The 24771-nt window shown below is 37.3% G+C and carries 26 protein-coding genes; 11 read left to right on the top strand and 15 right to left on the bottom strand.

Annotation, left to right across the window (positions count from 1 at the left end; all coding sequences use genetic code 11):
* Positions 1 to 49: 49 nt before the first annotated feature.
* A complete protein-coding gene (locus tag MHH51_RS10390) occupies positions 50 to 700 on the bottom strand; it encodes a phosphatase PAP2 family protein (protein WP_147208125.1) in 651 nt (216 codons plus the stop codon).
* A 106-nt stretch (positions 701 to 806) separates the two neighbouring features.
* Here MHH51_RS10390 and MHH51_RS10385 point away from each other — a divergent pair, with 106 nt between their 5' ends.
* A complete protein-coding gene (locus tag MHH51_RS10385) occupies positions 807 to 1241 on the top strand; it encodes a ferritin-like domain-containing protein (protein WP_339285949.1) in 435 nt (144 codons plus the stop codon).
* 205 nt (positions 1242 to 1446) lie between these two features.
* The gene (locus MHH51_RS10380) at positions 1447 to 2622 is read left to right on the top strand and encodes a M20 family metallopeptidase (RefSeq protein WP_147208129.1); all 1176 of its coding nucleotides are present in this window, start codon (positions 1447 to 1449) and stop codon (positions 2620 to 2622) included.
* 40 nt (positions 2623 to 2662) lie between these two features.
* Here MHH51_RS10380 and MHH51_RS10375 read toward each other — a convergent pair whose 3' ends face one another.
* On the bottom strand, positions 2663 to 3136 hold the full coding sequence (locus tag MHH51_RS10375) for an ABC transporter permease (RefSeq protein WP_339285947.1): 474 nt from the start codon (positions 3134 to 3136) through the stop codon (positions 2663 to 2665).
* Positions 3137 to 3197: 61 nt separating this feature from the next.
* Here MHH51_RS10375 and MHH51_RS10370 point away from each other — a divergent pair, with 61 nt between their 5' ends.
* A complete protein-coding gene (locus MHH51_RS10370; RefSeq protein WP_339233414.1) occupies positions 3198 to 4403 on the top strand; it encodes an ISL3 family transposase in 1206 nt (401 codons plus the stop codon).
* Positions 4404 to 4454: 51 nt separating this feature from the next.
* On the opposite strand, the gene MHH51_RS10365 is transcribed toward MHH51_RS10370, so the two are convergent.
* Both MHH51_RS10365 and MHH51_RS10360 read right to left on the bottom strand, forming a co-directional pair.
* On the bottom strand, positions 4455 to 5675 hold the full coding sequence (locus MHH51_RS10365) for an ABC transporter permease (RefSeq protein ID WP_339285945.1): 1221 nt from the start codon (positions 5673 to 5675) through the stop codon (positions 4455 to 4457).
* Positions 5668 to 6411 carry an ABC transporter ATP-binding protein gene (locus MHH51_RS10360; RefSeq protein ID WP_147208132.1) on the bottom strand — a complete coding sequence of 248 codons (744 nt, stop codon included), beginning with the start codon at positions 6409 to 6411 and terminating at the stop codon, positions 5668 to 5670. The genes MHH51_RS10365 and MHH51_RS10360 overlap by 8 nt, the downstream gene beginning before the upstream one ends.
* Positions 6412 to 6769: 358 nt before the next feature.
* Here MHH51_RS10360 and MHH51_RS10355 point away from each other — a divergent pair, with 358 nt between their 5' ends.
* The 7 genes from MHH51_RS10355 (at position 6770) to MHH51_RS10325 (ending at position 12071) form a co-directional block, all read left to right on the top strand.
* Positions 6770 to 7222 carry an HIT family protein gene (locus MHH51_RS10355; RefSeq protein ID WP_339286297.1) on the top strand — a complete coding sequence of 151 codons (453 nt, stop codon included), beginning with the start codon at positions 6770 to 6772 and terminating at the stop codon, positions 7220 to 7222.
* 123 nt (positions 7223 to 7345) lie between these two features.
* Positions 7346 to 7864, top strand: a complete 519-nt coding sequence (locus MHH51_RS10350; protein WP_339285943.1) for a tryptophan transporter — start codon at positions 7346 to 7348, stop codon at positions 7862 to 7864.
* A gap of 549 nt (positions 7865 to 8413) precedes the next feature.
* Positions 8414 to 8785 carry a YtxH domain-containing protein gene (locus MHH51_RS10345; RefSeq protein ID WP_339285941.1) on the top strand — a complete coding sequence of 124 codons (372 nt, stop codon included), beginning with the start codon at positions 8414 to 8416 and terminating at the stop codon, positions 8783 to 8785.
* A gap of 352 nt (positions 8786 to 9137) precedes the next feature.
* Positions 9138 to 9323, top strand: coding sequence for a hypothetical protein (locus MHH51_RS10340; protein ID WP_147208139.1), 186 nt, complete (start codon positions 9138 to 9140; stop codon positions 9321 to 9323).
* A gap of 114 nt (positions 9324 to 9437) precedes the next feature.
* A complete protein-coding gene (locus tag MHH51_RS10335; protein WP_339285938.1) occupies positions 9438 to 10334 on the top strand; it encodes a peptidylprolyl isomerase in 897 nt (298 codons plus the stop codon).
* 388 nt (positions 10335 to 10722) lie between these two features.
* Complete coding sequence (locus tag MHH51_RS10330) at positions 10723 to 11730, top strand: LacI family DNA-binding transcriptional regulator (protein WP_339285936.1); 1008 nt, start codon at positions 10723 to 10725, stop codon at positions 11728 to 11730.
* A gap of 71 nt (positions 11731 to 11801) precedes the next feature.
* Positions 11802 to 12071: an HPr family phosphocarrier protein gene (locus MHH51_RS10325; protein WP_339286296.1), complete on the top strand. Its 270-nt coding sequence runs from the start codon at positions 11802 to 11804 to the stop codon at positions 12069 to 12071.
* 74 nt (positions 12072 to 12145) lie between these two features.
* Here the strand turns inward: MHH51_RS10325 and MHH51_RS10320 are convergent, their stop codons facing one another.
* The 10 genes from MHH51_RS10320 to MHH51_RS10275 all read right to left on the bottom strand — a co-directional run bounded on the left by MHH51_RS10320 (position 12146) and on the right by MHH51_RS10275 (position 23853).
* Positions 12146 to 13495 carry a four-carbon acid sugar kinase family protein gene (locus MHH51_RS10320; protein WP_339285934.1) on the bottom strand — a complete coding sequence of 450 codons (1350 nt, stop codon included), beginning with the start codon at positions 13493 to 13495 and terminating at the stop codon, positions 12146 to 12148.
* Between the two features lie 110 nt (positions 13496 to 13605).
* A complete protein-coding gene (gene pdxA, locus MHH51_RS10315; protein ID WP_339285933.1) occupies positions 13606 to 14628 on the bottom strand; it encodes a 4-hydroxythreonine-4-phosphate dehydrogenase PdxA in 1023 nt (340 codons plus the stop codon).
* Between the two features lie 176 nt (positions 14629 to 14804).
* Positions 14805 to 15395, bottom strand: a complete 591-nt coding sequence (locus tag MHH51_RS10310) for a thioredoxin family protein (RefSeq protein ID WP_339285932.1) — start codon at positions 15393 to 15395, stop codon at positions 14805 to 14807.
* A 138-nt stretch (positions 15396 to 15533) separates the two neighbouring features.
* Positions 15534 to 15713, bottom strand: a complete 180-nt coding sequence (locus MHH51_RS10305) for a sporulation YhaL family protein (RefSeq protein WP_147208153.1) — start codon at positions 15711 to 15713, stop codon at positions 15534 to 15536.
* A 106-nt stretch (positions 15714 to 15819) separates the two neighbouring features.
* Complete coding sequence (gene yhaM, locus MHH51_RS10300) at positions 15820 to 16764, bottom strand: 3'-5' exoribonuclease YhaM (protein WP_339285930.1); 945 nt, start codon at positions 16762 to 16764, stop codon at positions 15820 to 15822.
* Between the two features lie 30 nt (positions 16765 to 16794).
* A complete protein-coding gene (locus MHH51_RS10295; protein ID WP_339285929.1) occupies positions 16795 to 19737 on the bottom strand; it encodes an AAA family ATPase in 2943 nt (980 codons plus the stop codon).
* Positions 19734 to 20948: a DNA repair exonuclease gene (locus MHH51_RS10290; RefSeq protein WP_339285928.1), complete on the bottom strand. Its 1215-nt coding sequence runs from the start codon at positions 20946 to 20948 to the stop codon at positions 19734 to 19736. Before MHH51_RS10290 ends, MHH51_RS10295 begins: the two co-directional genes overlap by 4 nt.
* Positions 20949 to 21060: 112 nt before the next feature.
* Positions 21061 to 21360, bottom strand: coding sequence for a metal-sensing transcriptional repressor (locus tag MHH51_RS10285; RefSeq protein ID WP_077603324.1), 300 nt, complete (start codon positions 21358 to 21360; stop codon positions 21061 to 21063).
* Between the two features lie 350 nt (positions 21361 to 21710).
* Positions 21711 to 22964 carry an ABC transporter permease gene (locus tag MHH51_RS10280; RefSeq protein ID WP_339285926.1) on the bottom strand — a complete coding sequence of 418 codons (1254 nt, stop codon included), beginning with the start codon at positions 22962 to 22964 and terminating at the stop codon, positions 21711 to 21713.
* A complete protein-coding gene (locus MHH51_RS10275; protein WP_339285924.1) occupies positions 22957 to 23853 on the bottom strand; it encodes an ABC transporter ATP-binding protein in 897 nt (298 codons plus the stop codon). The genes MHH51_RS10280 and MHH51_RS10275 overlap by 8 nt, the downstream gene beginning before the upstream one ends.
* A gap of 266 nt (positions 23854 to 24119) precedes the next feature.
* Between MHH51_RS10275 and MHH51_RS10270 the strand changes: the two genes are divergently transcribed.
* Positions 24120 to 24305: a YhzD family protein gene (locus tag MHH51_RS10270; RefSeq protein WP_339285922.1), complete on the top strand. Its 186-nt coding sequence runs from the start codon at positions 24120 to 24122 to the stop codon at positions 24303 to 24305.
* Between the two features lie 54 nt (positions 24306 to 24359).
* Here MHH51_RS10270 and MHH51_RS10265 read toward each other — a convergent pair whose 3' ends face one another.
* A complete protein-coding gene (locus MHH51_RS10265) occupies positions 24360 to 24707 on the bottom strand; it encodes a YlbF family regulator (protein ID WP_147208168.1) in 348 nt (115 codons plus the stop codon).
* Between the last annotated feature and the right edge of the window lie 64 nt (positions 24708 to 24771).

Raw genomic sequence — 24771 nt, 5'->3', positions numbered from 1 at the left:
TTCTCTATGCTTCTATTTTACTTTAGAAAGCTGTTTAGAGAGAACCAGCTTAAGAATGTTTCCTTCTCCGCCTTAAGTCTGAGATTCTTTTGTCCATAAATATATAAATATAAAGCAGTGCAAAGCCAATGGTAAATCCGGCTATAATATCTGTTAAATAATGAACGTTGATAAAAAAGCGGCTGATTCCTATTAAAAATACAAGTGTGCCCAGCGCGATCTGTACAATGAATACTATTCTTTCTGAACGAATCTTTTTACATAGCAAGTATGCAATCAGTCCGTAACAGACCATTGAAATCATACTGTGGCCGGACGGAAAACTGAATCCTTCTGCATTTAGTGTAACTGAAATACTTGGTCTTTCTCTGCCTACCAGCTGCTTTATAAATGAATTCAGTAAATGTGCAAATAAAGATCCTCCTAAAAGCAATAGTCCCGGATACCAATGCTTATATAACAGCATAATCCCTATAGCTGCTACAATAGCTATTGGTATAAGTACATGGGATGATCCAAGCTCCGTAACCATCCGGAAGAAATCATATATCCTCGTCCCATGAACAAGAGGTACAATTTCTCTTGTCCATTGATCTATATAAGGAAGCATCTCAAGTTTTATTTGTATTACCCAGACAATACTTAATAGCAATCCAACTGCCCATATGCTGAATAAAATGGCTGCAGATTTATTTTTCATCCTATCTCTCCTTCTTTTCTCTCTTTTTATGCTAAACAGGTTTGATAAAAATAACAACGGGAAATATATAAAAGGAAGTAAAAAATCATAAAAAGGGTGATAAATCATGGATGCAAAATTACAAGAATTAATTGATGGATTAAATGAAGATTTATCGAATGAATATGCAGCTGTTATCCAATATACGTATAGTGCATCTGTAGTTTCAGGACTGTACCGCTCGGCTCTGAAACCATTTTTTGAATCAGAAATAACAGACGAATTAGGTCATGCACTTTATTTATCCGAAAAAATCAAATCCCTTGGCGGTACCCCGACTACCACAGCCGCTTCTATACCGCAGCCTACACAAGTTGCTGATTTATTAAAAGCTTCTCTTCAATCTGAGACGGATACGATTGAACGTTACGAAAAAAGAAAAGCACAGGCTGATGAACTGGGTTTAACAGAGCTTGTAGTTAAGTTAGAGGATTTAATCTCTGATGAAACACATCACAAAGAAGAAATTGAAAGATTATTAGAAGACCCGCGTATTAATTAAAAATAACTGATATATAACTCTTTCTATCCATGAGGTATTTACCGCTTCATGGATTTTTATATTTATTTGCATTAACAAAATTATTCCAGCCTCGAATTATTTTATTCTACAGTATAATTAATTAGTGATATAATAAAATAGATTGGCAATAAAAAGAGATTTCACATAATTCTCAGATGTACTACAATACTTAAGAGGTGATTAAATGTTATCAGCTATTCATTCGCAAATTGATAACACATATGAAGAAATGGTTGACATTCGCAGATATTTGCATCAGCATCCGGAATTGTCTTTTCAAGAAACGGAAACAGCAAAATATATTGCGAATTATTATGAAAAATTAGGTATTCCTTATGAAAAAAATGTTGGTGGAAATGGTGTTGTTGCAACACTTAAGGGAGCAAAACCGGGTAAAACGGTCGCTTTCCGTGCCGACTTTGATGCTTTACCTATACAGGACGAAAAAGATGTCCCATACAAATCACAAGTACCTGGTGTCATGCATGCTTGCGGCCATGATGGACATACGGCTATCCTGCTTACATTTGCAAAAGTTATGCAGCAGTTCGAGAATGAATTGGAGGGAACCATTGTTTTTATCCATCAGCATGCAGAAGAGTATGCTCCAGGCGGAGCGAAATCAATTGTTGAAGCAGGCGCCTTAAAAGATGTAGATGCTGTATTCGGCACACATTTATGGGCTCCTCTCCCGCTTGGTACTATCTACTCTTCACATCAGGCAATCATGGCCGGCGCAGACCGGTTTGAAATTACCATTCAAGGGAAAGGCGGGCATGGTGCTATTCCACAAGATACGAAGGACGCCATTGTAATTGGTGCTGAAGTGGTATCACAATTCCAGCAGATTGTCAGCAGACGCTTAAGCCCGTTAGCATCCGCTGTGATTTCTATTGGTATTTTTGAAGCAGGAAATGCTTTTAATGTGATTGCAGACCAATCGAAACTCGTTGGAACAGTCAGACACTTCGATATTGCTGTTCAGGAAAAAATTATTGGAGAAATGGAACAGATTTTAAAGGGGATTTGTGATTCTTTTGGAGCTTCCTATGAATTTAACTATGTTAAAGGGTATCCGCCAGTTATTAATCATCCGGAACAAACAGATCTCGTTCTGCAGACAACAAAGAAAATTGACGGGGTAGATCTCACTGCTATTACAGAGCCATTAATGGTAGGAGAGGATTTTTCTTATTATTTATTAGAAAAACCCGGATCTTTCTTCCTCACAGGCGCAAATCTGGAAGGAAATGATTACCCGCATCATCATCCTAAATTCGATATTGATGAAAAATCAATGGTCATCGCTGCAAAGGCGTTCGCCAATATTTACTTAACCTATCAGGACCAAGCAAAATAAAACAAGCTGACGGCTATCACATGACCGTCAGCTTGTTTTTTTATACTTTATCCAATTTAGGTTTTACATAGAGCTTAATATATGCCCAAACAAAGCTAAGCCCTCCAATTAATATAATCATAGTCCCCAGCCATTCAAGCTGGAATATAAATAAAAAAGTAAAAGCAAATGCCTGTACATAGCCAAGCTTCCGAATAATCCCGATAACAGCTGTTTGCTTCAAACCCGGGTTAACCGGATAAAGATCCAGCCACATTTGTGTACGATGATGCTGATAAAGAGCCATCATTTGGAAGACACTTAAATAGATAAACAGAATCGCGAATATCATTTTAATCCAGATATTAGGAATGACCCAAATAAAAATCCCGCCAATTACGACAAGTCGGAGGTACATTCCTAAATAATCACCGCTGCGCAGAAAGGAAATCTGATATAAATAATCAGGCTCTATACTGAATGTGGTGGTGCCCTCCGTTCCATCGCCAGATGGAACGGAGACAAAAAAATACACTCTATTTCCTCTCTCTGGTAACCTTGAGTTGTCGAGACAAAAGGAATGGGAGAGGAAAAGAGTGCATCATCATTTTATCACAGAGTTGTTAGGAATTAAAGATACGCATGTAGATGTGTGGGATATCAGAGAAGAAGAAAGTTATTTTATTGCAGAATTATTCACGAAACAGCGTATGCAGAAATGTCCTTTTTGCCGTAAAAGAACCAAGCGGATACATGGCTATCGTTGGCAAAGCATTCAAGGACCAGCGTTTACAACCAAGGAAGTTCATCTTTCCCTGCGAAAACGACGTTATATTTGCACGTCGTGTCATCACACATTTTATGAGCGTCTACAAATGATTCATCGGTATCAACGTTGTATGGCGAGTGTGCAAACGACAGCGATGATGCATGCAGCGGTGAGTTCCTTTCGTACAGCGGCGCTAGTAACCGGAGTAACAGTGAATCGTGTCTTACGGTGGTTTGATCAGAAGGAGTTAACTACCAGCAAAGTGTTGCCGCGAGTCATTGCGATCGATGAGTTTAAAGGTGACGCGGATGGAGAGAGGTTTCAATTGAATGTGGTCGATGTGGAGAACCGAAGAATTATCGATATCTTGCCAAATCGAAAAGTGGAAACCATTGAAGCGTACTTAAAGTCCTGTGATACAGGTAAAGTAGAAATGGTAGTAATGGATTTATCTCAAGCGTTTAAACAAGCAATTCGAAAAGCACTGGGAAATCCTCTGATTATCGCTGACCGTTTTCACTTTATGCGTCAGGCCTATTGGGCTCTAGATGAGGTCCGCCGTGAAGTTCAAAAGGAGCTGCCCAAGAAAGATCGAATTCGAATGAAACGTTCCAAAAAACTTCTGTGGAAATCATGGACAACCTGTTCAGATGATCAGAAGAAGAAAGTCGAGCAATTATTAAGGATAGATCCCCGCTTAAAGGAAGCTTATGGTTTAAAGCATGAATTGGATACGTGGTTTAAGGAAAGTGATGCGCACAACGCAACTGCTGGATTAGAAGCGTGCCTGGAGAAGTTGAATGCATCCGCGTTAGAGGGATTTCATCGTGTCGCACGTACATTTAAAAGATGGCAACAAGAAATTCTGCATTCTTTTATGTATCCCTTTAATAATGGCTACATAGAAGGCGTTAATAATACGATTAAAGTATTAAAAAGATTATCTTATGGGATTAAACAGTTTGATCGAATGAGAAAGAAAATTCTATGGCAACAAGAGGTAAAGCTTGTCTTAAAGCAAGCTTATAAATAAAGAGGTGGAGGAATGATATTCCACCACCACATTTGACATAGAACCGTTTTTTTATACTTTATCCAATTTAGGTTTTACATAGAGCTTAATATATGCCCAAACAAAGCTAAGCCCTCCAATTAATATAATCATAGTCCCCAGCCATTCAAGCTGGAATATAAATAAAAAAGTAAAAGCAAATGCCTGTACATAGCCAAGCTTCCGAATAATCCCGATAACAGCTGTTTGCTTCAAACCCGGGTTAACCGGATAAAGATCCAGCCACATTTGTGTACGATGATGCTGATAAAGAGCCATCATTTGGAAGACACTTAAATAGATAAACAGAATCGCGAATATCATTTTAATCCAGATATTAGGAATGACCCAAATAAAAATCCCGCCAATTACGACAAGTCGGAGGTACATTCCTAAATAATCACCGCTGCGCAGAAAGGAAATCTGATATAAATAATCATAGGTTGCTGACCGTTCAAATGGAATTCTGCTGATAAACGTTTTCGTCAGCCATTCCCTTCTTTTTACTTTATTTTTCAAATGCGGAACATCTGCAAATAAATTGGCAATGCGGTAAAAGGATTGTAAACGGCTCTGATCCTTCTCGATCAATAAGTCCCAAAAGATTCCAGGTTGCTTCGATGCCACAATAAAATCATACACGATGACCAGAAAAAGCAGCACAATCGTTATAACAGCATATAAAGCCAGCCCCTCAATAACAAAATAGGCTATGACAATATTAAGCAGAGTCCGTACTGTTAAATCAATTGTTCTTAAACTTTTATCCCGGACTTTCAGCATGTACCAGTTTATCAGCATATTCATCCCTTTTAAAAGAAGGAACAAGAAAATTGTAACAAGAAAAACACTCCCTGACCGTTCACTGAAGCTGGTGAAATACAACGGACTGAATGCAGCGGATGCTAACACAATCAGATATGTCTGGATGACGAAGCTATAAATAATACTATTGCGGAAATACGGTCCCATCTGCTGTTCTGCTGCTAAAAGAAATACCAGGTCCGGTTCCTGCAGCAGTGTTCTTATTGGATTATAGCTTATCAGCAGTCCTAAAACGATTCCCATGATAATGCCTGTTGGGAAATTTGCGGGGATTTGTTCCAGCCATTGCTGATAGTAATAAGCTGTTGCAGCTATGAAAAAAAACATAGCAAATGCAATATGCCCGTTGAACATATATTTTAAATACCTGCTTAAATTTTTTACATGCGCAGATAAACGTTTTTTATAAAATGCATGGGAATCAAACATGGTCATCTTCCTTTGTCAGCTGAACATATAAATCATCTAGTGTTGCATCCGGCATCTGGAACTCTCTCCGAAGCTCTTCCAAGGTCCCTTCTGCCCGTAATTTTCCATCATGTAAAATGATAAAACGGTCACAGTATCTTTCAGCTGTAGCCAGAATATGTGTAGACATTAACACCCCTGCCCCTTGCTTTTTCATGGAATCCATCATCTGCAGATAAGATTGGATTCCCAATGGATCCAGTCCGACAAACGGTTCATCAACAATATAGAGTGGCGGTTCAATAAGAAAAGCACACATAATCATGACCTTCTGCCGCATTCCTTTTGAGAAATGAACCGGGAACCAATTCAATTTCTTTTCGAGACGGAATTCTTTTAAAAGCTTTGGCAGTCTCTGTTCAAACACCTCTTCTTCAATTCCGTAAGCCATTGCGGTCAGCCTGAGGTGTTCATATAAAGTCAGTTCATCATAGAGAATTGGCATTTCTGGAATGTATGCCATCTGATTACGATATGCTTCTGGATCATTTTGAAAGCTTTTTCCCTGAACCAGCACTTCCCCTTTTTTAGGCTGCATTAAACCGATAATATGTTTAATGGTTGTACTTTTTCCGGCGCCATTTAATCCAATGAGCCCAACGATTTCTCCTTTATTTAAATCAAATGATATATCGTGTAAAACATTTTTATGGGTATAGCCTCCGTATAAGTTTTCTATATGTAATAAGGTAGTCACCCTGTCATCCTCCTTTGTTCATTACTTTGATTTTATCATCATTCCAGAAAGATTCCAAAATGAACCGTTCTACAAATTGCGGGAACTTTTGCTAAAGATAAAAGCTAGTAAGTCATATCAAATATTTAATTTCTTGAAAAATAGAGCTTAAAGCTGTCTAAGCAGCGTTTGATCAGAAGATATAATTTGTCTAGTTAGTACCTAAGCAACATTCATTTTAATTGCAAAAAAACACAGAGTTCCTTTTTAAAATTCTATTTTTAGAGAAACCTTGTACACTTCCTTCTATAGAATAATATAGAATCCTTTACTTTACCCGACATAACTCTTTACAATAGAAAAAAGAATATTTTTTTCTATTGATAAGGAGGAACAAAAGATGGCTCATGAAGATTGTATTTTTTGTAAAATTATCGATGGAGACATACCTTCCGCAAAGGTTTATGAGGATGAAAAGGTATATGCTTTCCTCGATATCAGTCAGGTAACAAAAGGACACACACTTGTTATTCCTAAGGAACACACAAAAAACATTTATGAAACTTCACCAGAAACAGCGCAAGAGCTATTTAGTAGAATACCCGTTATTGCTAACGCCATTCGCGATGCATATCAGCCGCTGGGAATCAATCTGCTAAACAATAATGAAGCAGCAGCAGAGCAGTCTGTTTTCCATCTGCATGTACATTTGATTCCGCGTTACGGTGATGGAGACGGGTATTATCCAAACTGGACAACACATACAGAAGATTACTCATCAGAGGATTTACAAGCTGTCGCTAAAGCAATTAACGAGCAAATAAAGCGTTAGAAGCAGTGAATTTAGTTCTTTTTATTTTAAACAGTATTTGATATACTGTCTGTATCCTTTCGCGGCTGGCAATGAGCGCACAGCCGGAAAGCAGAGTTTAGAAAAGCGGAGGAGAGTTAAGCTATGAAGACAAAAATTTTAACTATGCTTGCCCTTTTGGTAAGTATCGGAACCGTACTGCACTTGGTAATGCCCCCGTTATTATTTGGAGTGAAGCCTGATATGATGCTGGCAATGATGTTTTTAGGAATTATTTTATTCCCAAAATGGAATTATGTACTTCTGATTGCATTTGCAACAGCAGCTATTTCCGCACTAACAACTGCTGCGCCTGGAGGGCAAATTGCCAATCTAATTGATAAACCAATAACCGCAGTTGTTTTCTTCCTGCTATTTTTATTAGTAGGAAAGCAATGGAATACAAAGATAACAGCATCTGTATTAACTTTTGCAGGGACACTGATCAGCGGCAGTATCTTTTTATCGGTAGCCCTTTTCGTTCTTGGTTTTTTAGAAGGCGGTTTTCTTGCTTTATTTGCAGGAATTGTTCTTCCGGCAGCAGTAATGAATACAGTTATCATGTTAGTTGTTTACCCAATTGTGGAAGGTATTATGAAACGAAGTAAGGTGGCTACGGTTTAAATGAAGAAGAAGGAAAAGGAAAAAGAAAACTTCTTTCCCCTTCTTCGTCTTCAAAAGCATTCGTTCCATTTTTATTTGAACGAATGCTTTTTTCTGTTATCACAAAGTATATTTATCATATATTAACTATTTTGTGTTAATATAAAGGTAGGTTAAAAACATTATTACTAGCAGAAAATGATTCCATTTCCTATAATAAGTATATAGGATTTACTTTATATGAGTGTTCAAAAAGTAGACAAATTAGAAGCAAGAAGATCAAGGCGACGTGGATTTTACGAGCGGCCTTTCACAGGATGTGATGACTTCTGTGTTGTCCACAGGACGTGGACGTACTTAGCAGAAGTTCCTCTATGCTTTTAAATACGTGAGTAACGCTTTTGGTGGGGCGAGTAATCGCAGTCCCAGCCCCATCGTAAAATCCACGTCAACGCAGAGATTCGCCGCTTATCATTTGGGAACTTTTTGAACATCCTCTTTATTGTAAAATGTTTAATTACATGTGGTAAAAGGAAAGTATATACGAAAGAAGAAAGGAGTGCGTTTCCTATGTCTAAGAAAAAATCATTAACGCTCGGGTTTCTGGTTGGAGCATCCGTCAGCGCCGGCATTGCATTATTAAGCACACCAGAATCCGGAAAAGACATCCGTGTAAGAGTTAAAAACCAATCCTTAGAATTAAAAGAACTACTGATGAACCTAAAAGAGGACAGTATCCGAATTAAAGAACAGCTGCTTCGGACTTCTAAAGAAGGTGCCGTTCTAGTCAAAGATTTGACAGAAGAAATGCGAAAATCTGTAGAGGACTGGAAAAATGCTGTAGAACCTCAGCAGGAAAATATTCATCAATCATTGGAGCAAATTGAATCAAGTATTCGTGAATTAGAAGAAAAAATTAAAAACACAAATGCCAATTCATAAGAAAGAAAGCTTTTGCCAGTGAGTATACAGGCAAAAGCTTTCTTTTTATTATCAGTCAATCAAAATACTTCTATTATGCTCTTCATCCCCTCTTACAGAGCAGGAAATAAAAAAACAATTTTGCCAGGTCCGCGGCAGTAGTGGAAAAACAAGGGAATAATCTCCCGCGCTACATTGATTCTGAAGAGTTCTAACAGGGGTTCTTTTTCCCGATGAATTATTTTTTATTGCACTTTTTAGGCATTCATTTGTAAAGAAAGTAATATTACATATACTTTATTACTGTTCAACACTATTTGTTTTTGATAGAGTTATAGGAGTATTATTATTGTAAAGGGGCGTTACATAGAACATGGCTATCTTCTATATTATTTTTGGTTTTTTTGTATTACTTATTTTTAACGTCATGATCAGTGCTATTTGTACGAAGATGGAGCTGTCCAGACAGAAGTCAGAAAGAATGGACCGGGTTACAAACATGATACTGGTAGCTATGCTTGTGTGTTCATATATCCGGATTTTAAATGTGACAGTTTAATGTGATTTTTAAGTAAATTGTTGAAAATATTTATTTAAAATGGAAAAGTATGATATATTAATCATGGTAAACAATAAAAGTAATATTAGGAAAGAGTAGGAGTGTATATCAGACATGAAAAAATGGACATTAGCAGCAACAATATCTGCCAGCTTGCTTGCATTGGCTGCATGTAATTCTTCGGACGGCGATGTAGTTGCAACTACGGATGCCGGCGATATCACAAAAGAAGAATTTTACGATGAATTGAAAGACCGTAATGGAGAAGCTGTTCTTGAAGAACTTGTTACTATCAAAGTTCTTGAGGATAAATACGACGTTACTGACGATCAGGTAAATGACGAAATTGAAAAAATGAAGGACGAGTTTGGCAGCCCTGAAGAATTTGATTCAATGGTAGAACAGCAATTTGGCGGTGAAGAAGCCCTTAAAGATCTTGTTTATGTAGGAATGCTTCAAGAAGCTGCTATTTCTGAAGATATGGATATTACAGATGAAGATTTAAAGGAGTACTACGATAAAAAGAATACAGAGGTAGATGCACAGCATATTCTTGTGGAGGATGAAGAAACAGCTAATGAAGTAAAACAGAAATTAGACGATGGAGAAGAGTTTGAAGACCTTGTTGCGGAGTACTCTACAGACAGCGGCAGCGCAGAAAATGATGGCAGCCTTGGTTATTTCTCTGCAGGGGATATGATTCCTGAATTTGAAGAAGTAGCGTTCTCTATGGAACCAGGCGAGATTAGCGACCCAGTACAATCTCAATTTGGCTACCACATCATTAAAGTAAATGATGTTCGTGAAAAAGAAGAAACAATCGGTGACTTCGACGAATTAAAAGATGAATTAAGAAGTGAATTAGTACTTCAGCAGGCAGACCAGGAAAAAATCCAGGCAAAACTTCAAAAAATCATCGAAGAAGCTAATGTAGATGTTAAGGCAGATGGCCTTGAAGATTTATTTAAAACAGAAGACGAAGGTGCAGATACTTCAGAAACTGAAGAGTAATAAGCAAAAGTCTCTCTAGACAATACCTTTATAATAATTAACAACAATCGCATGCTGCTTTTAACAGTATGCGATTGTTGTTTTATTCTCATCATTATAGAAAATTATAACCTGCTTCCCCTACTCTTCTTTAGATAATCATATTTCCTCACACCTCTGGTAAAATAATAGAAAACCATTTTATCGCAATCTGAAGTTAACATTGATATAATATAGAAGCATATTGTAAAATAATTCTATATAATCGACAAAAATAAAAATTATTGTTAAACGAAATTTTTCTTCATGTAAAAATGACTGTAGCCGGCATTATCTTCTAAACGTATTAACACTGCCAGATGCTACATTATTTATATACAACAGTATCCAACTCTACGAGGTGAATATAATGCGTATCACAATGAAAGAAATAGCTAAAGAAGCCGGTGTATCTGTCACGACGGTTTCACATGTAATTAACGGCAGCAAAAAAATAACTGAAGAAACATATAACAGAGTAATGGACATCGTAAATAAATACAATTATGTGCCTAACTATTCTGCAAAAAATTTAAGAAATAACACAACGAAAACAGCCGGTCTCATTGTTCCAAGTTTCCCGGATTCTTTTGTCACACAGTATATAAATGCTATTTCCTTAAGGGCAAAGGAAATGAATTATAATTTACTTTTCGTAAATACAAATGAGGATGTAGATTATGAAGAATCTACTTTGAAGCTTTTTAGCTCCCAGATGGTGGATGGTATTATTCTTTCCCCTGCAGCCAGCTATTCCAAGCCTTTTCCATATGATATTCATAGTATTATGAAAAACCTGCCTGTTGTTTTAATCAGCAGATATCATGATGCTTTGTCAGATACCCCTATGGTTTGTCAGGATGATTATCAGGCAGGTTTCGATGCAGCAAAGCATTTTCTGTCACACGGACATAAAAAAATGGTAGTTGTGTATGCAATGGACGATATCGGACCTACTTTTAACCGTATTAAAGGATTTAAAGCAGCATTAGAACAGGAAGGATTGACATTGGATCCCGAACAGATTATTGACGGAGAAGCAACGGTTCAGGGGGCTGAGAAGGCCGTGAAGAAATTAATTAATAACCAGCCGGATATTACAGCAATGTTCCTTCTGAATGACTCTATGACCATTGGTGCTATTTCTGCTTTAAAGGATATGAATGTTTCCATTCCAAATGACATGGCAATTATCGGTTTTGGTGATTTCCCTTCCGCATCAATTATCAGCCGGCCGATTACAACAATTAGTGCATCTGCTGAAACAATGGGAAGAACCGCTTTTGATATGCTTTTAAATAAAATAAATAATCCAGACTATATTAATAAGGTTATAGTTCCAACCTATTTGATAAAAAGAAAATCCTGCGGCTGTTAGGTTAAACGTTTTTCTTTAATTTTTCTCTTTTTTCCTATATACTTTAAATAGTTATATATTAAAAGGAGGAGATTACTATATCATCGTTTAAAAAGAATACTGTAATCAATATTACCGAGCAGCAGACTATTATTGAATTAAGCTATCTGCTTCAAAAATATGATTGCGAAGTGTTTATCCGGAATGAATCAGGCAATCAAATTCACGAAGTAAACCCTAAAAGTGTTTTGGGACTTGCTACACTGCAACTGAGAAATGGTGTTGAAGCTACTGTACGCGCAGAGGGAAAAGATGCTGAAGAAGCTGTTTTGGAGGTTATCCGTTTCTTTGGAGGCGAATAAACCGTACAATAAAAACAAAGCAGAAAAGTAAAAAACCATCTTATTAAAATTGATGTTTTTTTACTTTTCTGCTTTTAGTTTTCTATCAAATCCCGGACACTTGCCTCTTTAACAATCCGCTCTATTATAGCTGCTGCTGTCTGAACAGTGCCTGTCAACCCGCCCTTGCCAACAACAACTAATCCATCAGAATAACCGCCGATAACAACACCTAAATCAGCTTGCGGAATAACATAATCAACAAGCTTAATACCAACAGCCTCAAGCATTTTCAAGATGTGAACCATTGTATCTCCACCCGTCATGTATATCCCTCTAATTTTAGATGTCTGCAGCAATATTCCTTTGGTAATTTCACCTAATGCCTTATTAATATTATCTGCAGACTCGCCCGGCTGCAGCCCGTTTCTTTTTTCCTCTGCTTTTAAGTCAACTCTTTCATTTGTAACCGACGTTTCAATAACAAGAGCCTGTGGTGAAGATTTCTTTAAATGGTTTACCGCTAAATCAATTACACGCTTTATTTCTTTAGACGAAATTTCATTACAGCAAATTAAATCTTTTGCAGTGACTGGTATTTGAATTACATTCTCCTGCTTTGATAAATGATTAATTTGCTCCTTCGTTACAGAAGAAGCACTTCCTGCAACAGCAAGAACAGTTCCGTTTAGTTGATCAGCAGAAGCACTAACCTTACCAGGTGCTTCGTCTTTCTTCCCAAACCCATTATAATAAGCCATTCTTTCTGTGAACGGTCCTGGGTCAATCATCAGTATATTCCATTTTAAGCCTGAAATAACCTGGGCAATCAAGTCAATATGCTCCAAAGAAACAGCATCAGCAATTATAATTTTCGCTCCCTTATTACGAGCTTCTATAAGACTATTCCGAAGTGATTCTTTACCGGCTAATATAGTATTTAATGAAATAGTTTCAATCGGATAATCTGTTTGTTTTTCTATTAATGTAGGACAGTGCGATTCCTCAACAGGTGTACGAACATCTTTAGCTACAGGTGTCTGAGATAAAGGCACACTGTCAATAATAGAATATCCTCCGACTAAAATACGTTTAGACTGTGGCATCGCTGGAACCATAATACCAATTGTACTCTCATCCATCATCTCAAGCATAGCTTCTACTTCTGCACCGATGTTACCTCTCAGTGTTGTATCTATTCTTTTTGATAAGTATGTGGCACCGTTTTCTTTTAAGCTGATAACAGCTTCTCTAACTCTTGCTTTTGCATCTTCTTTTTTTATCGCTCTGGAATCTGTTGTTAAAACAAATGCTTCCTGTTCATTATCCCTTGATAAATTTTCTGCCTCAAAATAAGCTGCGACAGATATATTTGACCTTGCTAATAATACCCCCACCGTTGTTGCGCCCGTTAAATCATCAGCAATAATACCTAATTTCGACATTTCCGCACCTCGTTTGTCTGACCATATATAGAAATAAAAACAGGAAAGTCTCCCTCCCTGTTTTCACCTCTATTTTTATGGAGTAAAGTCTGTCAGGATGAAATTGCTATTTATCCTTGTAATGCTTTTTGTTGTTTTTTCCAATACTGAACTGGAACCAATGTAGACTCAATCATACTTACAGAGCCCGCAATTCCTTTACCAGCAATATCAAATGCTGTACCATGGTCTACAGAGCTGCGCATAAACGGAAGCCCCCAAGTAATTGTAATAGATTTTTCAAAATCATATGTTTTACAAGCAATATGTCCCTGGTCATGGTAAAGAGATAAAATAGCGTCATAGTTCCCTTGTAATCCAAGGTGGAATACAGAGTCAGCCGGTACAGGACCAACAACATTCATTCCTTCTTCTTTCGCAGCTTCCACTGCAGGAATTAAATGATCCTTCTCTTCTGTGCCAAACAGTCCATTATCAGATGCATGTGGATTTAGTGCGGCCAATGCGATTTCCGGATTTTCGTATCCAATCCCCTTTAATTCTGTATCAATTTGACGTAAAGTATCTAAAACAACATCCTTTGTAGCATAGCGGCAAGCCTCAATCAGCGCTTTATGCCGGCTGACAAAGAATACTTTCAAGTTATGACAGTTAAACATAGTAAGTGCATAATCAGAATTCGTTAAATCACCAAATATTTCTGTATGGCCCTCATGTTTACATCCGGCTAATTTAATCGCTTCTTTGTGAATCGGAGCTGTAGAGACAATATCTATTTCTTTATTCAGCCCTAATTCAATTGATTTTGTAACGTAATCATACGCCATTTCTCCAGCTAATTTTTGTACCTTGCCGTACTCAATTTGTGAGCAGTCATATTCTTTCGGCTCCAGCACATCAATAATGCCATAAGTAAATTTCGCTTCTGAAGGGGAAGCAATGTTATTAATTTCAAAATCACTGTTCTTTATCTCTAAAGCTCTTTTTACTATATCAACAGATCCAATAAGAAAAGGATTACATTCGTCATAAACCTTCTCCGTCAGCATAGTGTCCACTGTTATTTCCGGTCCTATCCCAGCCGGATCCCCCATTGTAACTGCAACAACTGGTTTCTTAAAATCTCCGCTCATGTAAACTACCCCTATCTATTTCAAGTTTTGGTTAAACGTTTTTATAACATATATTTTATATATTTAATTACAATATGTCAACACCTTTATTTTATCGTTTAACCAAACAAAAAAAGACTAACAAATCTTTTATATCAGATAGTCAGTCTCCAAAGATATTTTCTTAAGTTATACAATCAGCTTCTCGGAACCAGGTCACAAGCTTCTGCCGGCATCCAATATTTATCTTTCCCATTCCATTTTATATTACATCCGAGCGGATTGGTGGCTGGTGTTGTGATTTGTTTACCTGTAACTGCTTCCTCCAATGCATTTTGTAAATCATTTATCGATGCATCTTCCGGATTTTTAGGGTTATCCAGGCCCCTGCCAGTGTATATAAGCTCACGGTCTTCATTAAAAATAAAAAAGTGCGGTGTTTTTAATGCTCCATAGGCTTTGGCAATTTCTTGATTTTCATCTCTGAGATAAACCCAAGGAAATCGTTTTTCTTCCATTCTTTTAACCATAAAATCATAGGAATCCAATACCTTTGTCTCCACACTGTTAGAATTAATTCCTACAAAAGCAACTCCTTTATCTTTAAAGTTATCAGCAGTTTCTCTTGTCACCTCATCAGATCCGATAACATACGGGCAGTGATTGCATGTGAAAAATACAACTAATATTTTTGCATTCTTAAAATCATTTAAACTATAATTCCTCCCATCCGTTGCCAGAAGAGAAAAACCTGGTGCCTTCGTCCCCAGTTCAATAGTGTATGACATCTTCATTCCTCCACATAAATATTTTTGTTAAACGTTATCAGAATTTTTGTGTTTCGTCAATGTAAGTTCTCAAATATAAAAGCACTATATTATTCCTTCCGTTAATGGAATAATATAGTGCTTCGGTAACTTCATATTTCATTCCTGTTCTCTTCGTTTCATCCGCTCTTCCTGGATACGTTCCATATATATTTTGCCTTCACGTTCAATAAACTGCCTATCCAGCTTTTTCTCTGCCAAAAACGCACGTATTGCCATATATCCACTTAGAAAAATTAATAGAATCACTGCAAAAACCCAAATTGGAATCGAGCTCATCTTATATCCCCCTTGTCCATTCCTTACTAAATATATATGAACAAGTTAATAGAAAATGACACGAACTTCATTTTTATCTTGCAGATATACTATTTCGAATTGAAATTTACTCAAAGGACGGCTTGTAAAAAGAACGATTATCCATCGCAAAAAGCCGTTCAGTAAATTCACCCGGCTGAACTTTATCCAAAGCTTTATCCAGCATATTCATTTTTGCATCAATTAAGTCTATGATATGCAGAAGCTCTGCCTCTTTAACCATTGGAGGCTTCGGACTTCCCCACTCTGCTTTTCCATGATGACTCAGAATTAGATGCTGCAATATAAGTACTTCTTCTTTTTCTTCAACCTGCAGCTCCTTAGCCATTTCTGCTATTTCCTCTACCATTATCGTTATATGGCCAAGAAGCTTTCCTTCAAGTGTATATGTAGTCGACACAACACCTGACAATTCCTTTATTTTCCCAATATCATGAAGAATAATACCTGCATATAATAAATCTTTATTGATGGAAGGATAAAGCTCGTGAAGCTGTCTTGCAATCCCGAGCATACTGACAATATGATAAGCCAAACCCGATGCTACATCATGATGATTTTTAGCAGCAGCTGGATAAATAAGTAATTCATGCTGATATTTTTTTACAAATCCCCGTACGATACGTTGTAATGTAGGGTTCTTCATTTCAAAAATAGCTTCTGTCAGTTTTTCCCCCAGCTCTTCTTGACCTATAGGAGCCTTACCGACAAAATCACTTACTTGAACCTGATCTGTAGGCTGAGACAGACGGATAGAATGAATCCGCAATTGATTTTTTCCGCGAAATTGATTAATATCTCCTGTCACATGAATAATTTGCTCTGCCAGCAAATTTTCTTCATCTTCTTTGGTGGCATCCCATAACTTTGCTTCCAATTCACCAGATTCATCGCGCAGCATTAATGTCAGGAATGGCTTTCCATTACTTGTTGTGCCTTTGGTCGCTTCATTTATTAATAAAAATCCTTCAAATTTATCCCCGACGGTTAAATTTGCAATGCCTTTTTTCATTTTTATTCCTCCTTCCAAATCAATAAAACATTATGTGGAGAGATGAATTATATCCCCATTGGCAGCTTCAGCCAGCTCCCTGCGGCATGTAAATAATATCACTTGCTGTTCTTCAGCTAATCTCCTTAACACCTTTTGCATTTTCTCTGTACGATTCATATCAAAATGTACAAAAGCATCATCCATAAGGAATGGTAAACCAGATGTTTTTGCCATCACCTCATTTATAGCAAACCTCAAGGAAATGTATAGCTGATCCTTGGTTCCCTGAGAAAGCTCCTCTACATAAAACCGCTGTTTTTTCTTACTATTTTCTACCTGAAAAGATCTTTCCGCTGCCGGTGAATATATTGTATCATATTGATTTGCTGTAATCTCTTTAAAATAGATTTGTGCTGTTTCTATAACAAGTGCCAGGTACTTGTCCTTAAATTGATTTTTAGCAGCTTGCAGCATGCGTAAAGCCGTTTTTTGCACTGCCCAATTTCTCACCAGATCCTCCAGCTCTTCCTTTTCCATTGCCAGCTGATGCATTTGCAAGGATATGTCTTCCTCGGATTCAAGCTGCTCTATCCGCAATCTCTGCTCTGCAAGTTGGCTTTTTAATTGTTCTAAGTCTTCTTCATAATCAGCCAGCGCTAATTCCAGTTCTTTTTTATTCTTATAATAGTTCTCCGCTTCTAAAGGAGCATCAGTCAATTCCTGCTGCCATTCTTCAGGAATCAATATCTGAAGCCTTTCTTTTAGCTCCTCCAGACGTTCATAAAGCTTATTATATCGCTCTTTTCTCGTTTGTTTTTCAAAATAGATCTCTTCTGACTCTGTCCCAGAGGCTTTTAAGAGTTTATCTCTTTCCTCCACATAACGGCTTCGTTTTTGTTTTAACACCGTCAGTTTATTCTGGACATCCATTATGAATTGTGTAAGCTGCTGAAGCTCGTGCTGATGCTGCTGTTCGTGCTGTTGTATATCCTCCAGTGCGAGCATCATTTCTTCCAGGTTGGTTTGATTGGCTAACCCATTTGTCTTAAACCAATTCTTGACCTGGTTAGAAAACTCGTATATCCTTTCTGTTACTCTATCCAATTCTTTTTCTAAACTTTGTTTTTCATTGGTCAGCTGAATCAGCTTTTGTAAGAGATGATAGATATCCTGCCAGTACAAAACATTCACAGTCTGTAAAAAGGGAAACTGATTTTGCTGATCAACAACATTCTCTTCCAAACTATTTTGCTGCTCTGCTAAATCAAATCGTACTGCTTCATTTGCCTCAAATTGACTGCGTGTATGCTGTAATCTGTCTTCTAATGAATGCAGCCTGCGCTGTAATTCCTGCTGCTCTTCCAGGATTTCCTTTGCCTCCTGGTACTCCGCTTCTGTCACGCCAGTTTCCTGGCCAGGATGATTCTGCTGCGGGCTTTCCCGCTGCTGCTTTAATTGTTTAATATCCTGCAGCTGTATACGCCGAAAATAATATACTCCCGCAACGACGGCAAGACTTATCAGATACAGCCAGGGAATATCTGCTGCAAAACCAGTCAAAGCTCCAGCCAAAGCTATCACTGCTCCAGTGATAGCGAGCATCCGCCCTTGCTTTTGCTTCTCTTGAATCATTTTCTCAAGGATTTGATACATATTCTTTTGCTGCCTTCCATCCTGATGATTCTTCTGTTTATAAGCTTCTATCCGCTGATTTAATTCTTTTATATGTGCTTCAGCAAGCAGTTCCTGGTTTAAATCCTTCTGCTCTTCCTCCATTCGGGATTTTTCTTTTAAAAGCTGTTCTTTTTTTTGAATATTCCCAGTAAGTTTATCCTGTATATTTTCCTGTTCTTTCCGTAAGGATCCCCATTCTTTTTCAAGATAGAATGGCAATTCCTGCTGCTCCAGTTCATCCGCTGTTATATGAATCTGCTTCTCCTGAATCATTTCTGTTATTTCACGGGTTTTATAACTGTAATCCTGTTCTAACGTTCTCTGGCGTTCCCGCATTAATGTTATTTCCGCTTTTTGATTCAAAAGAGAATCTAACTGTTCTTTTTTCTCATTCTGGAGGGAGGCAATTTCTAAATCCTTTTTTTTCTTCGTATAAGTATCCAATGTAGCCTGCTGAGATTCAAGCTCTCTATTAATATTATTTATATCTATATACAGCGTTTTTATTTGCTCTTGATCATCTAACGGGAAATCACGCACATCAGCCAGCTCTTGAAGCTCTCCAGAAATAAGTTGCATTTCTTTTCGGACAGGCAGTATTTTCTCCATAAGCTGTTCTTTCTCAAGCTGTTCATTCGTTTGTGCAATTTGTGCTTTTTTTAATGTGTGCTTTTTCTCCAGCGTATGGATTTTTTCTACCTGTTCTTTATATGATTTTTCAAGTCTCTTACTTTCTCCCAACTGTTTATCCATAGCACGTATCTCATTTAATTTTTCATTAATAACCGGCTTTGTACCAGAGGGTTTAAATTGCTTTTGTAATTCTGACTGCAGTTTCTTCTCTACCTTATAAACCGCTGCTGACCCTGTTAAACCGATACTTAACAGAAGTTCACTTATATCCGATTCCTTCATATTCTGGAAGACAGCTAGATCCTGGTTGGAAAAGGAATAAATCGATTGAAAGGCTTCTGCATTCATATTTCCCAAAAGCTTCCTGAACCAGGCTTCATCCCTTTCTTCCCCATTATTAGCAAAATATTGTACTTGTGAAGCATCCAGTCTTTCTATCCATACAGTACCCTCAAAAGGATGATCTATAATCATCCTTCCCCCCAGCTTACTGCTTGTTTTTGGACGATAAAAATCACATTTCTTTTTTGTCATACCGAAAAGCATATATATAATAAATTGATGCAAGGTTGTTTTGCCAGATTCATTATCGCCAAGAAGTGTTATCAGATTGGAATTGGAAAAGGAAAAAGTCTGATCGACCCACCGGCCAAATCCGTATATCGTTATTTCCTTTATCTTCACTCCGCTCTCTCCCTTCGCAATAACATATTCAGCAGCTGATAGGCATCCTCTTTAACATCCTGCTCCTCTTCATCGGATAAGGAGGATAGGAATTTACGTGCATTCCGGTGATGATAAATTTCATTTAAGCCTTCTTGGATAAATGAAGTATCTGCTTCTTCCAATATGTCTTTTAAAAAGGAGTCCTCCATCCAGGTCGATTCTTTCTCCAAAACAAGCCGGTAATGGTAGATATACTGCCATGGAAAGGCTTCAGCCACAGATTCATTGACCACTTCAATTAAATCTTGAATGAATCCTTCATCCGGTGTGAACAATTCATTTTCTTTTGCTGTTATTTTTAAATATAATAAGCTCGGTACACTATATGCTGGCAGCTGGCTCATAATGGACTTTTCTGCATGTGACGGAGTAGGACACTCTCGGATGTCCACCTCAACCTCTTCATAACGGATTGCCTGAAGCGGTAGAAATGTCTGTTTTATATTGTGCTTGCTCAAACTTATAAGGTAACAGCCTTTTTCTCCCGTTTCCTTCCGGTGCCTCCCCTGGATATTACCAGGATAAATAACCGGCGGATTGGTATACAACTGCTGTCTTGTATGTATATGGCCCAAAGCCCAATAATCCATTCCTTTATTTAACAAGTCCTTTATTAGAAACGGTGCATACGAATCATGTTCCGTATTCGTTGCCACACTTCCATGCAGCATGGCAATATGAAATGGAAATTCTCCATCAGCAATCTTATACTCAGATGATTTATTTTCATATACCGCTCTATTTTCATAACTAAATCCATATATTGCTGCAGCTGCTTCACCGTTTTTATAAAAAGGAATGCATGTTACTCTCTCCTCTGAAAAGATGTGCACATTATCAGGATATTCCACATCAAAGGAATCACCTTTCATAAAATCATGGTTCCCATAGGATAAAAATACATCAATATTCTGTTCTGCCAGTCGTTCAAAGGCACGCCGCAATCTTATTTGTGCTTTTAAACTTTGTGATTCATGGTCGTATAAATCACCGGCTAACAAAACAAAGTCAACGTTATTGTTTATCGCTTCATCGACCAAATGGTTCAAAGCGGTAAACGTGCTTTCTTGAATTTCTTTAAATATATTTGCAGGTACATGCCTTAAGCCTTTAAACAAGCTGTCTAAGTGTAAATCCGCTGCATGAATAAAAGTAACCGCAGAATCCACAATCTCCACTCCCAGTTTAATGATATCCTTATTTTAACAGAGCTAATAATAGAATGCACGTTCTATCATCAAATAAAAAAGCCTGCCCAGGGCAGACTTTTCAAAACATATTTTATTTTGTAAACTGATGAAGTACATCCATCAGCTCTTCAATCGCTTCATCGCCTTCTCCAGACTTCACTGCATCGCTGACGCAGTGTTTGACATGACGTTCAGCTACTTCAAATCCTACACGCTTCAACGCTGAATTGATGGCACTGATTTGAACAAGAATATCCACACAGTATCTATCTTCATCAATCATTTTTTGAATGCCGCGCACCTGGCCTTCTATTCTTTTTAATCGATTGGTAACTGCTTTTTTCTCTGTTTCTGTTCTTGGTTTCAATGTATGCTCATGTAAGGAATCCATCGTATCCCTCCTTTTGTCTTCATCTATAAAATACCACCCTACCGTATATATGTCAACGAAGAAGCGTTCACTTAAAGGCTGAGAGTATAATTACTGAAAAGAAATGAACTTAAGGTATAATAATAGCGCATAATAAACTTTATCTTTAATATAACATAAATTATCCATTATTATTTTATAGCTGTTTTTTATATTATTCCTTATTAGCAGTAATTATATAAGATAAGATCTTTTTTCGGCAAATACATTTAGCATAAGACTGAAAAGGGATTGTTAGAATACGTGAAGTGGAATAAATAAAAATTTGAAATATAAGTGAAAAACCTCCAATCGCTGGAGGCTTTTTGCATCTATTCTTTTTTCGATAAGTTTATAGCACGTTTTAAATCCTTCAATGATCCAGACTTACCATACATCAGTACGCCGCCTTTGTAGACTCGTGCTGCCAATGCAGCAAATGCAGCTATGGTCAAAACAAGAATACTGATGGACAAGGCTATTTCCCAGATTGGGATATTCAGCATGCCGATTCGAAGAAACATAATCATCGGCGCAAAAAAAGGTATATAGGATGTTACAGTAATCATTGTCGATTCAGGCACGCTTAGACCTGTTGCCGCAAGTATAAATGCAATAACAATTAACATAACCATTGGCATAATTAATTGATTAACATCCTCTATCCGGCTAACTAATGATCCCAGCATCGCAGCTAATGTTGCATAAAGGAAATACCCTAATAAGAAAAAGACAACTGCGTAAATATAAATCACCGGATCATTATTTGTAAGTCCCATCACTTCAAAAAATTCGCCTGCCATCGTGTCTTGATTTGCTTGGATGGCAAAATAACCTCCACCAAGCAGTATGATAACTTGTGTTAATCCTAAGAAGGCAATCCCAATAATTTTTGCAAACATATGTGTAATTGGAGGAGCACTGGAGATAAGAAGCTCCATCACACGGGAAGATTTTTCTGTTGCAACATCTGTGGCAATCATCTGTCCATAGACTAAAACAGTCATATACAGAACAAACAGCATCACGTAAACTAGACCTCTTGACTGATTCATTTCTTCCGCTGTTCTTGCACTGTCATCCAGTTGTTCTGTATCTAAGGTCACAGGAGCATAAATAGTCGCCAACGTTTCCTGGTCAATCCCGGTCTCCTGTGTTCCAACAACCGTTTTCAGCTGCTGTAATACCTGCTCAATTTCTACTTGTTCTCCCATTTCAGAAATACGGTTTGCGTAATAACTTCCCTCAGGTAAATTATTTTCATCCGTTGTAATTATAAGTAAACCATCGTATTTTTCATCTATTACTTCCTGTTTGGCAGATTCCTCTGTTCCTTCAAAATTTTCAAAGGTAATCCCGGCCCCGCCACTTATCTCATCTTCCTGCAAATAACTGCTGTAAATTTCAGATTCATCAATGACAAGTACATGTTCGGATTCGTCATCACTTGAAAACATTTCAAGAATGGAAGGTAAATTTGCTAAGCCAATAATGATTGCCAATGTAATAGCCGTTGTAATAATAAATGATTTCGCTTTAACTCTGGAAAAATATGTGTGTCCAACAATCGTCCAGAACTTATTCATAAGAAGCACCTACCTTTGCGATAAAAATGTCATTTAAAGATGGTTCTTCTATTTCGAACTTTCGGACAAAACCTTTCCCATGTAAACTTGAAAAGATATCCTGCGCCGTCTGCTCATCCTCAATCTGCAGTGCACATCCATCCGGCAATTCTTTATAAGAAGCCACGCCATGATAATCTTTTAAAAATTCCATGGAAAAATCGCCGCGGATATTAAGATTTTTCTTTCCAAAGCTGCGTTTAATTTCCCGTAATGAGCCATGTACAACAGGAGCCCCTTTTTGCAGAATACAGATATGCTGACACATCTCCTCCACATGCTCCATCTGATGAGAAGAGAAAACAATGGATGTCCCTTGATTTTTTAAATCCTTGACAGCACCTTTTAACATCTCCACATTAACCGGATCTAACCCGGAAAATGGTTCATCTAATATTAATAACTTGGGCTCATGAATTACGGCAGAAATAAACTGTATTTTCTGCTGGTTCCCTTTCGATAATTCCTGTACTTTTTTATCTAAGTACTCAGGCACTTTAAACCGTTCCAGCCATTCATCAAGCTTCTGAAGAATATCTTGTTTTTTCATTCCTCTTAATCGACCTAAGTAAATAATCTGCTCTTTCACAGTTAATTTCGGGTACAATCCTCTTTCTTCCGGCAGATAACCAATTAAATGGCTTTCATTATAAGAAATGGGTTTATCCTGCCAGGTGATATCTCCAGATGTTTTATCTAGTAACCCGAGAATCATCCGGAAGGTCGTTGTTTTACCAGCTCCATTTCCTCCTAAGAAACCAAACATCTCACTTTCTGGTATCTCAAGAGATAAATTATTCACAGCAGTATGTTCTCCAAACCGCTTCGTTACATTTGATAATTTCAGCACATACCTCTCTCCCTTCCTTTTACTAACTTATACAATTGAACGAATGAAAAGGTTCAATTATATTCAAATTTTTATTTATTCAACTTGTAATACGCACAAAAAATAAAATCGTTTCATCTTTTCTTATATTTCCTCATGTATATTTTGTCTGGTACCTATGTCTTAAACGCTTTCCATTCAAAAATGAATAAATATTCATTGCAATATTTACTCACTTTGATTTACAATTTATAAATAAAGCGATTTCATTTATTGGAGGGTATATCATGGCTGCATATTATTTAACGGTATTTTCAAAAACTGGGGAAAAGCTGCTGGATGAGCAGTTTGAAGCTTCGAATGATTTAGATGCGAAAGAAATAGGTAAGGGTAAACTTGAGAATGAAGGATACGCCGAACATACACATCGTTGTGCCAGTCCAAGTGCTAAACTGGTCCTCTTCCATCGTTAAAAATACCCCGCTGCTACATTACATTTTGTAGCAGCGGGGTATTTATCAAACTGTTTATTCAGCAGCACCATAGAGTTCTTCTAATGGTTTTGTGATAATTTGAGAAATTTCGTTAATCACATTGTTTAGTTTTTGCTCTTCTTCCATTAATTTCGAGATTGCTTCATGCTGTTGTACAGTCTCAACAATTTGTCTTGCTTTTTCAATTTCTTCTTCGGAAATATCTAAGCCTTGCATATGCTTTTCTTGTAGGTTGAGTTGTGTTTCACGGAAGTTTTCAAACATTTGCTTTGCAGCAGGGTCAGACATCACTGCATCATAAGCCTGTTTTAAATCTTTAAATTCTGCGCTTTCACGAAGTGCTTGTTCTAATTGATTTGCTTGCTCTTGTAAATTTGCCATAAAATATAATTCCTCCTTCATCGTCTCTTGCTACTATAACAAAGCTGTTAACGTATGTATAGCT

This window comes from Oceanobacillus sp. FSL K6-3682, from assembly GCF_037976165.1.
In the GTDB taxonomy this organism is placed as follows: Bacteria; Bacillota; Bacilli; order Bacillales; family Amphibacillaceae; genus Oceanobacillus; species Oceanobacillus sojae.
This window is presented reverse-complemented; position numbering and strand designations above follow the sequence as displayed.

Excerpts from the sequence above, each read along its gene's own strand:
- MHH51_RS10390 (WP_147208125.1), bottom strand. The coding sequence starts at position 700 with ATGAAAAATAAATCTGCAGCCATTTTATTCAGCATATGGGCAGTTGGA.
- MHH51_RS10385 (WP_339285949.1), top strand. The coding sequence starts at position 807 with ATGGATGCAAAATTACAAGAATTAATTGATGGATTAAATGAAGATTTA.
- MHH51_RS10380 (WP_147208129.1), top strand. The coding sequence starts at position 1,447 with ATGTTATCAGCTATTCATTCGCAAATTGATAACACATATGAAGAAATG.
- MHH51_RS10365 (WP_339285945.1), bottom strand. The coding sequence starts at position 5,675 with ATGTTTGATTCCCATGCATTTTATAAAAAACGTTTATCTGCGCATGTA.
- MHH51_RS10350 (WP_339285943.1), top strand. The coding sequence starts at position 7,346 with ATGAAGACAAAAATTTTAACTATGCTTGCCCTTTTGGTAAGTATCGGA.
- MHH51_RS10345 (WP_339285941.1), top strand. The coding sequence starts at position 8,414 with ATGTCTAAGAAAAAATCATTAACGCTCGGGTTTCTGGTTGGAGCATCC.
- MHH51_RS10340 (WP_147208139.1), top strand. The coding sequence starts at position 9,138 with ATGGCTATCTTCTATATTATTTTTGGTTTTTTTGTATTACTTATTTTT.
- MHH51_RS10335 (WP_339285938.1), top strand. The coding sequence starts at position 9,438 with ATGAAAAAATGGACATTAGCAGCAACAATATCTGCCAGCTTGCTTGCA.
- MHH51_RS10330 (WP_339285936.1), top strand. The coding sequence starts at position 10,723 with ATGCGTATCACAATGAAAGAAATAGCTAAAGAAGCCGGTGTATCTGTC.
- MHH51_RS10320 (WP_339285934.1), bottom strand. The coding sequence starts at position 13,495 with ATGTCGAAATTAGGTATTATTGCTGATGATTTAACGGGCGCAACAACG.
- pdxA (WP_339285933.1), bottom strand. The coding sequence starts at position 14,628 with ATGAGCGGAGATTTTAAGAAACCAGTTGTTGCAGTTACAATGGGGGAT.
- MHH51_RS10310 (WP_339285932.1), bottom strand. The coding sequence starts at position 15,395 with ATGTCATACACTATTGAACTGGGGACGAAGGCACCAGGTTTTTCTCTT.
- MHH51_RS10305 (WP_147208153.1), bottom strand. The coding sequence starts at position 15,713 with ATGAGCTCGATTCCAATTTGGGTTTTTGCAGTGATTCTATTAATTTTT.
- yhaM (WP_339285930.1), bottom strand. The coding sequence starts at position 16,764 with ATGAAAAAAGGCATTGCAAATTTAACCGTCGGGGATAAATTTGAAGGA.
- MHH51_RS10285 (WP_077603324.1), bottom strand. The coding sequence starts at position 21,360 with ATGGATTCCTTACATGAGCATACATTGAAACCAAGAACAGAAACAGAG.
- MHH51_RS10280 (WP_339285926.1), bottom strand. The coding sequence starts at position 22,964 with ATGAATAAGTTCTGGACGATTGTTGGACACACATATTTTTCCAGAGTT.
- MHH51_RS10270 (WP_339285922.1), top strand. The coding sequence starts at position 24,120 with ATGGCTGCATATTATTTAACGGTATTTTCAAAAACTGGGGAAAAGCTG.
- MHH51_RS10265 (WP_147208168.1), bottom strand. The coding sequence starts at position 24,707 with ATGGCAAATTTACAAGAGCAAGCAAATCAATTAGAACAAGCACTTCGT.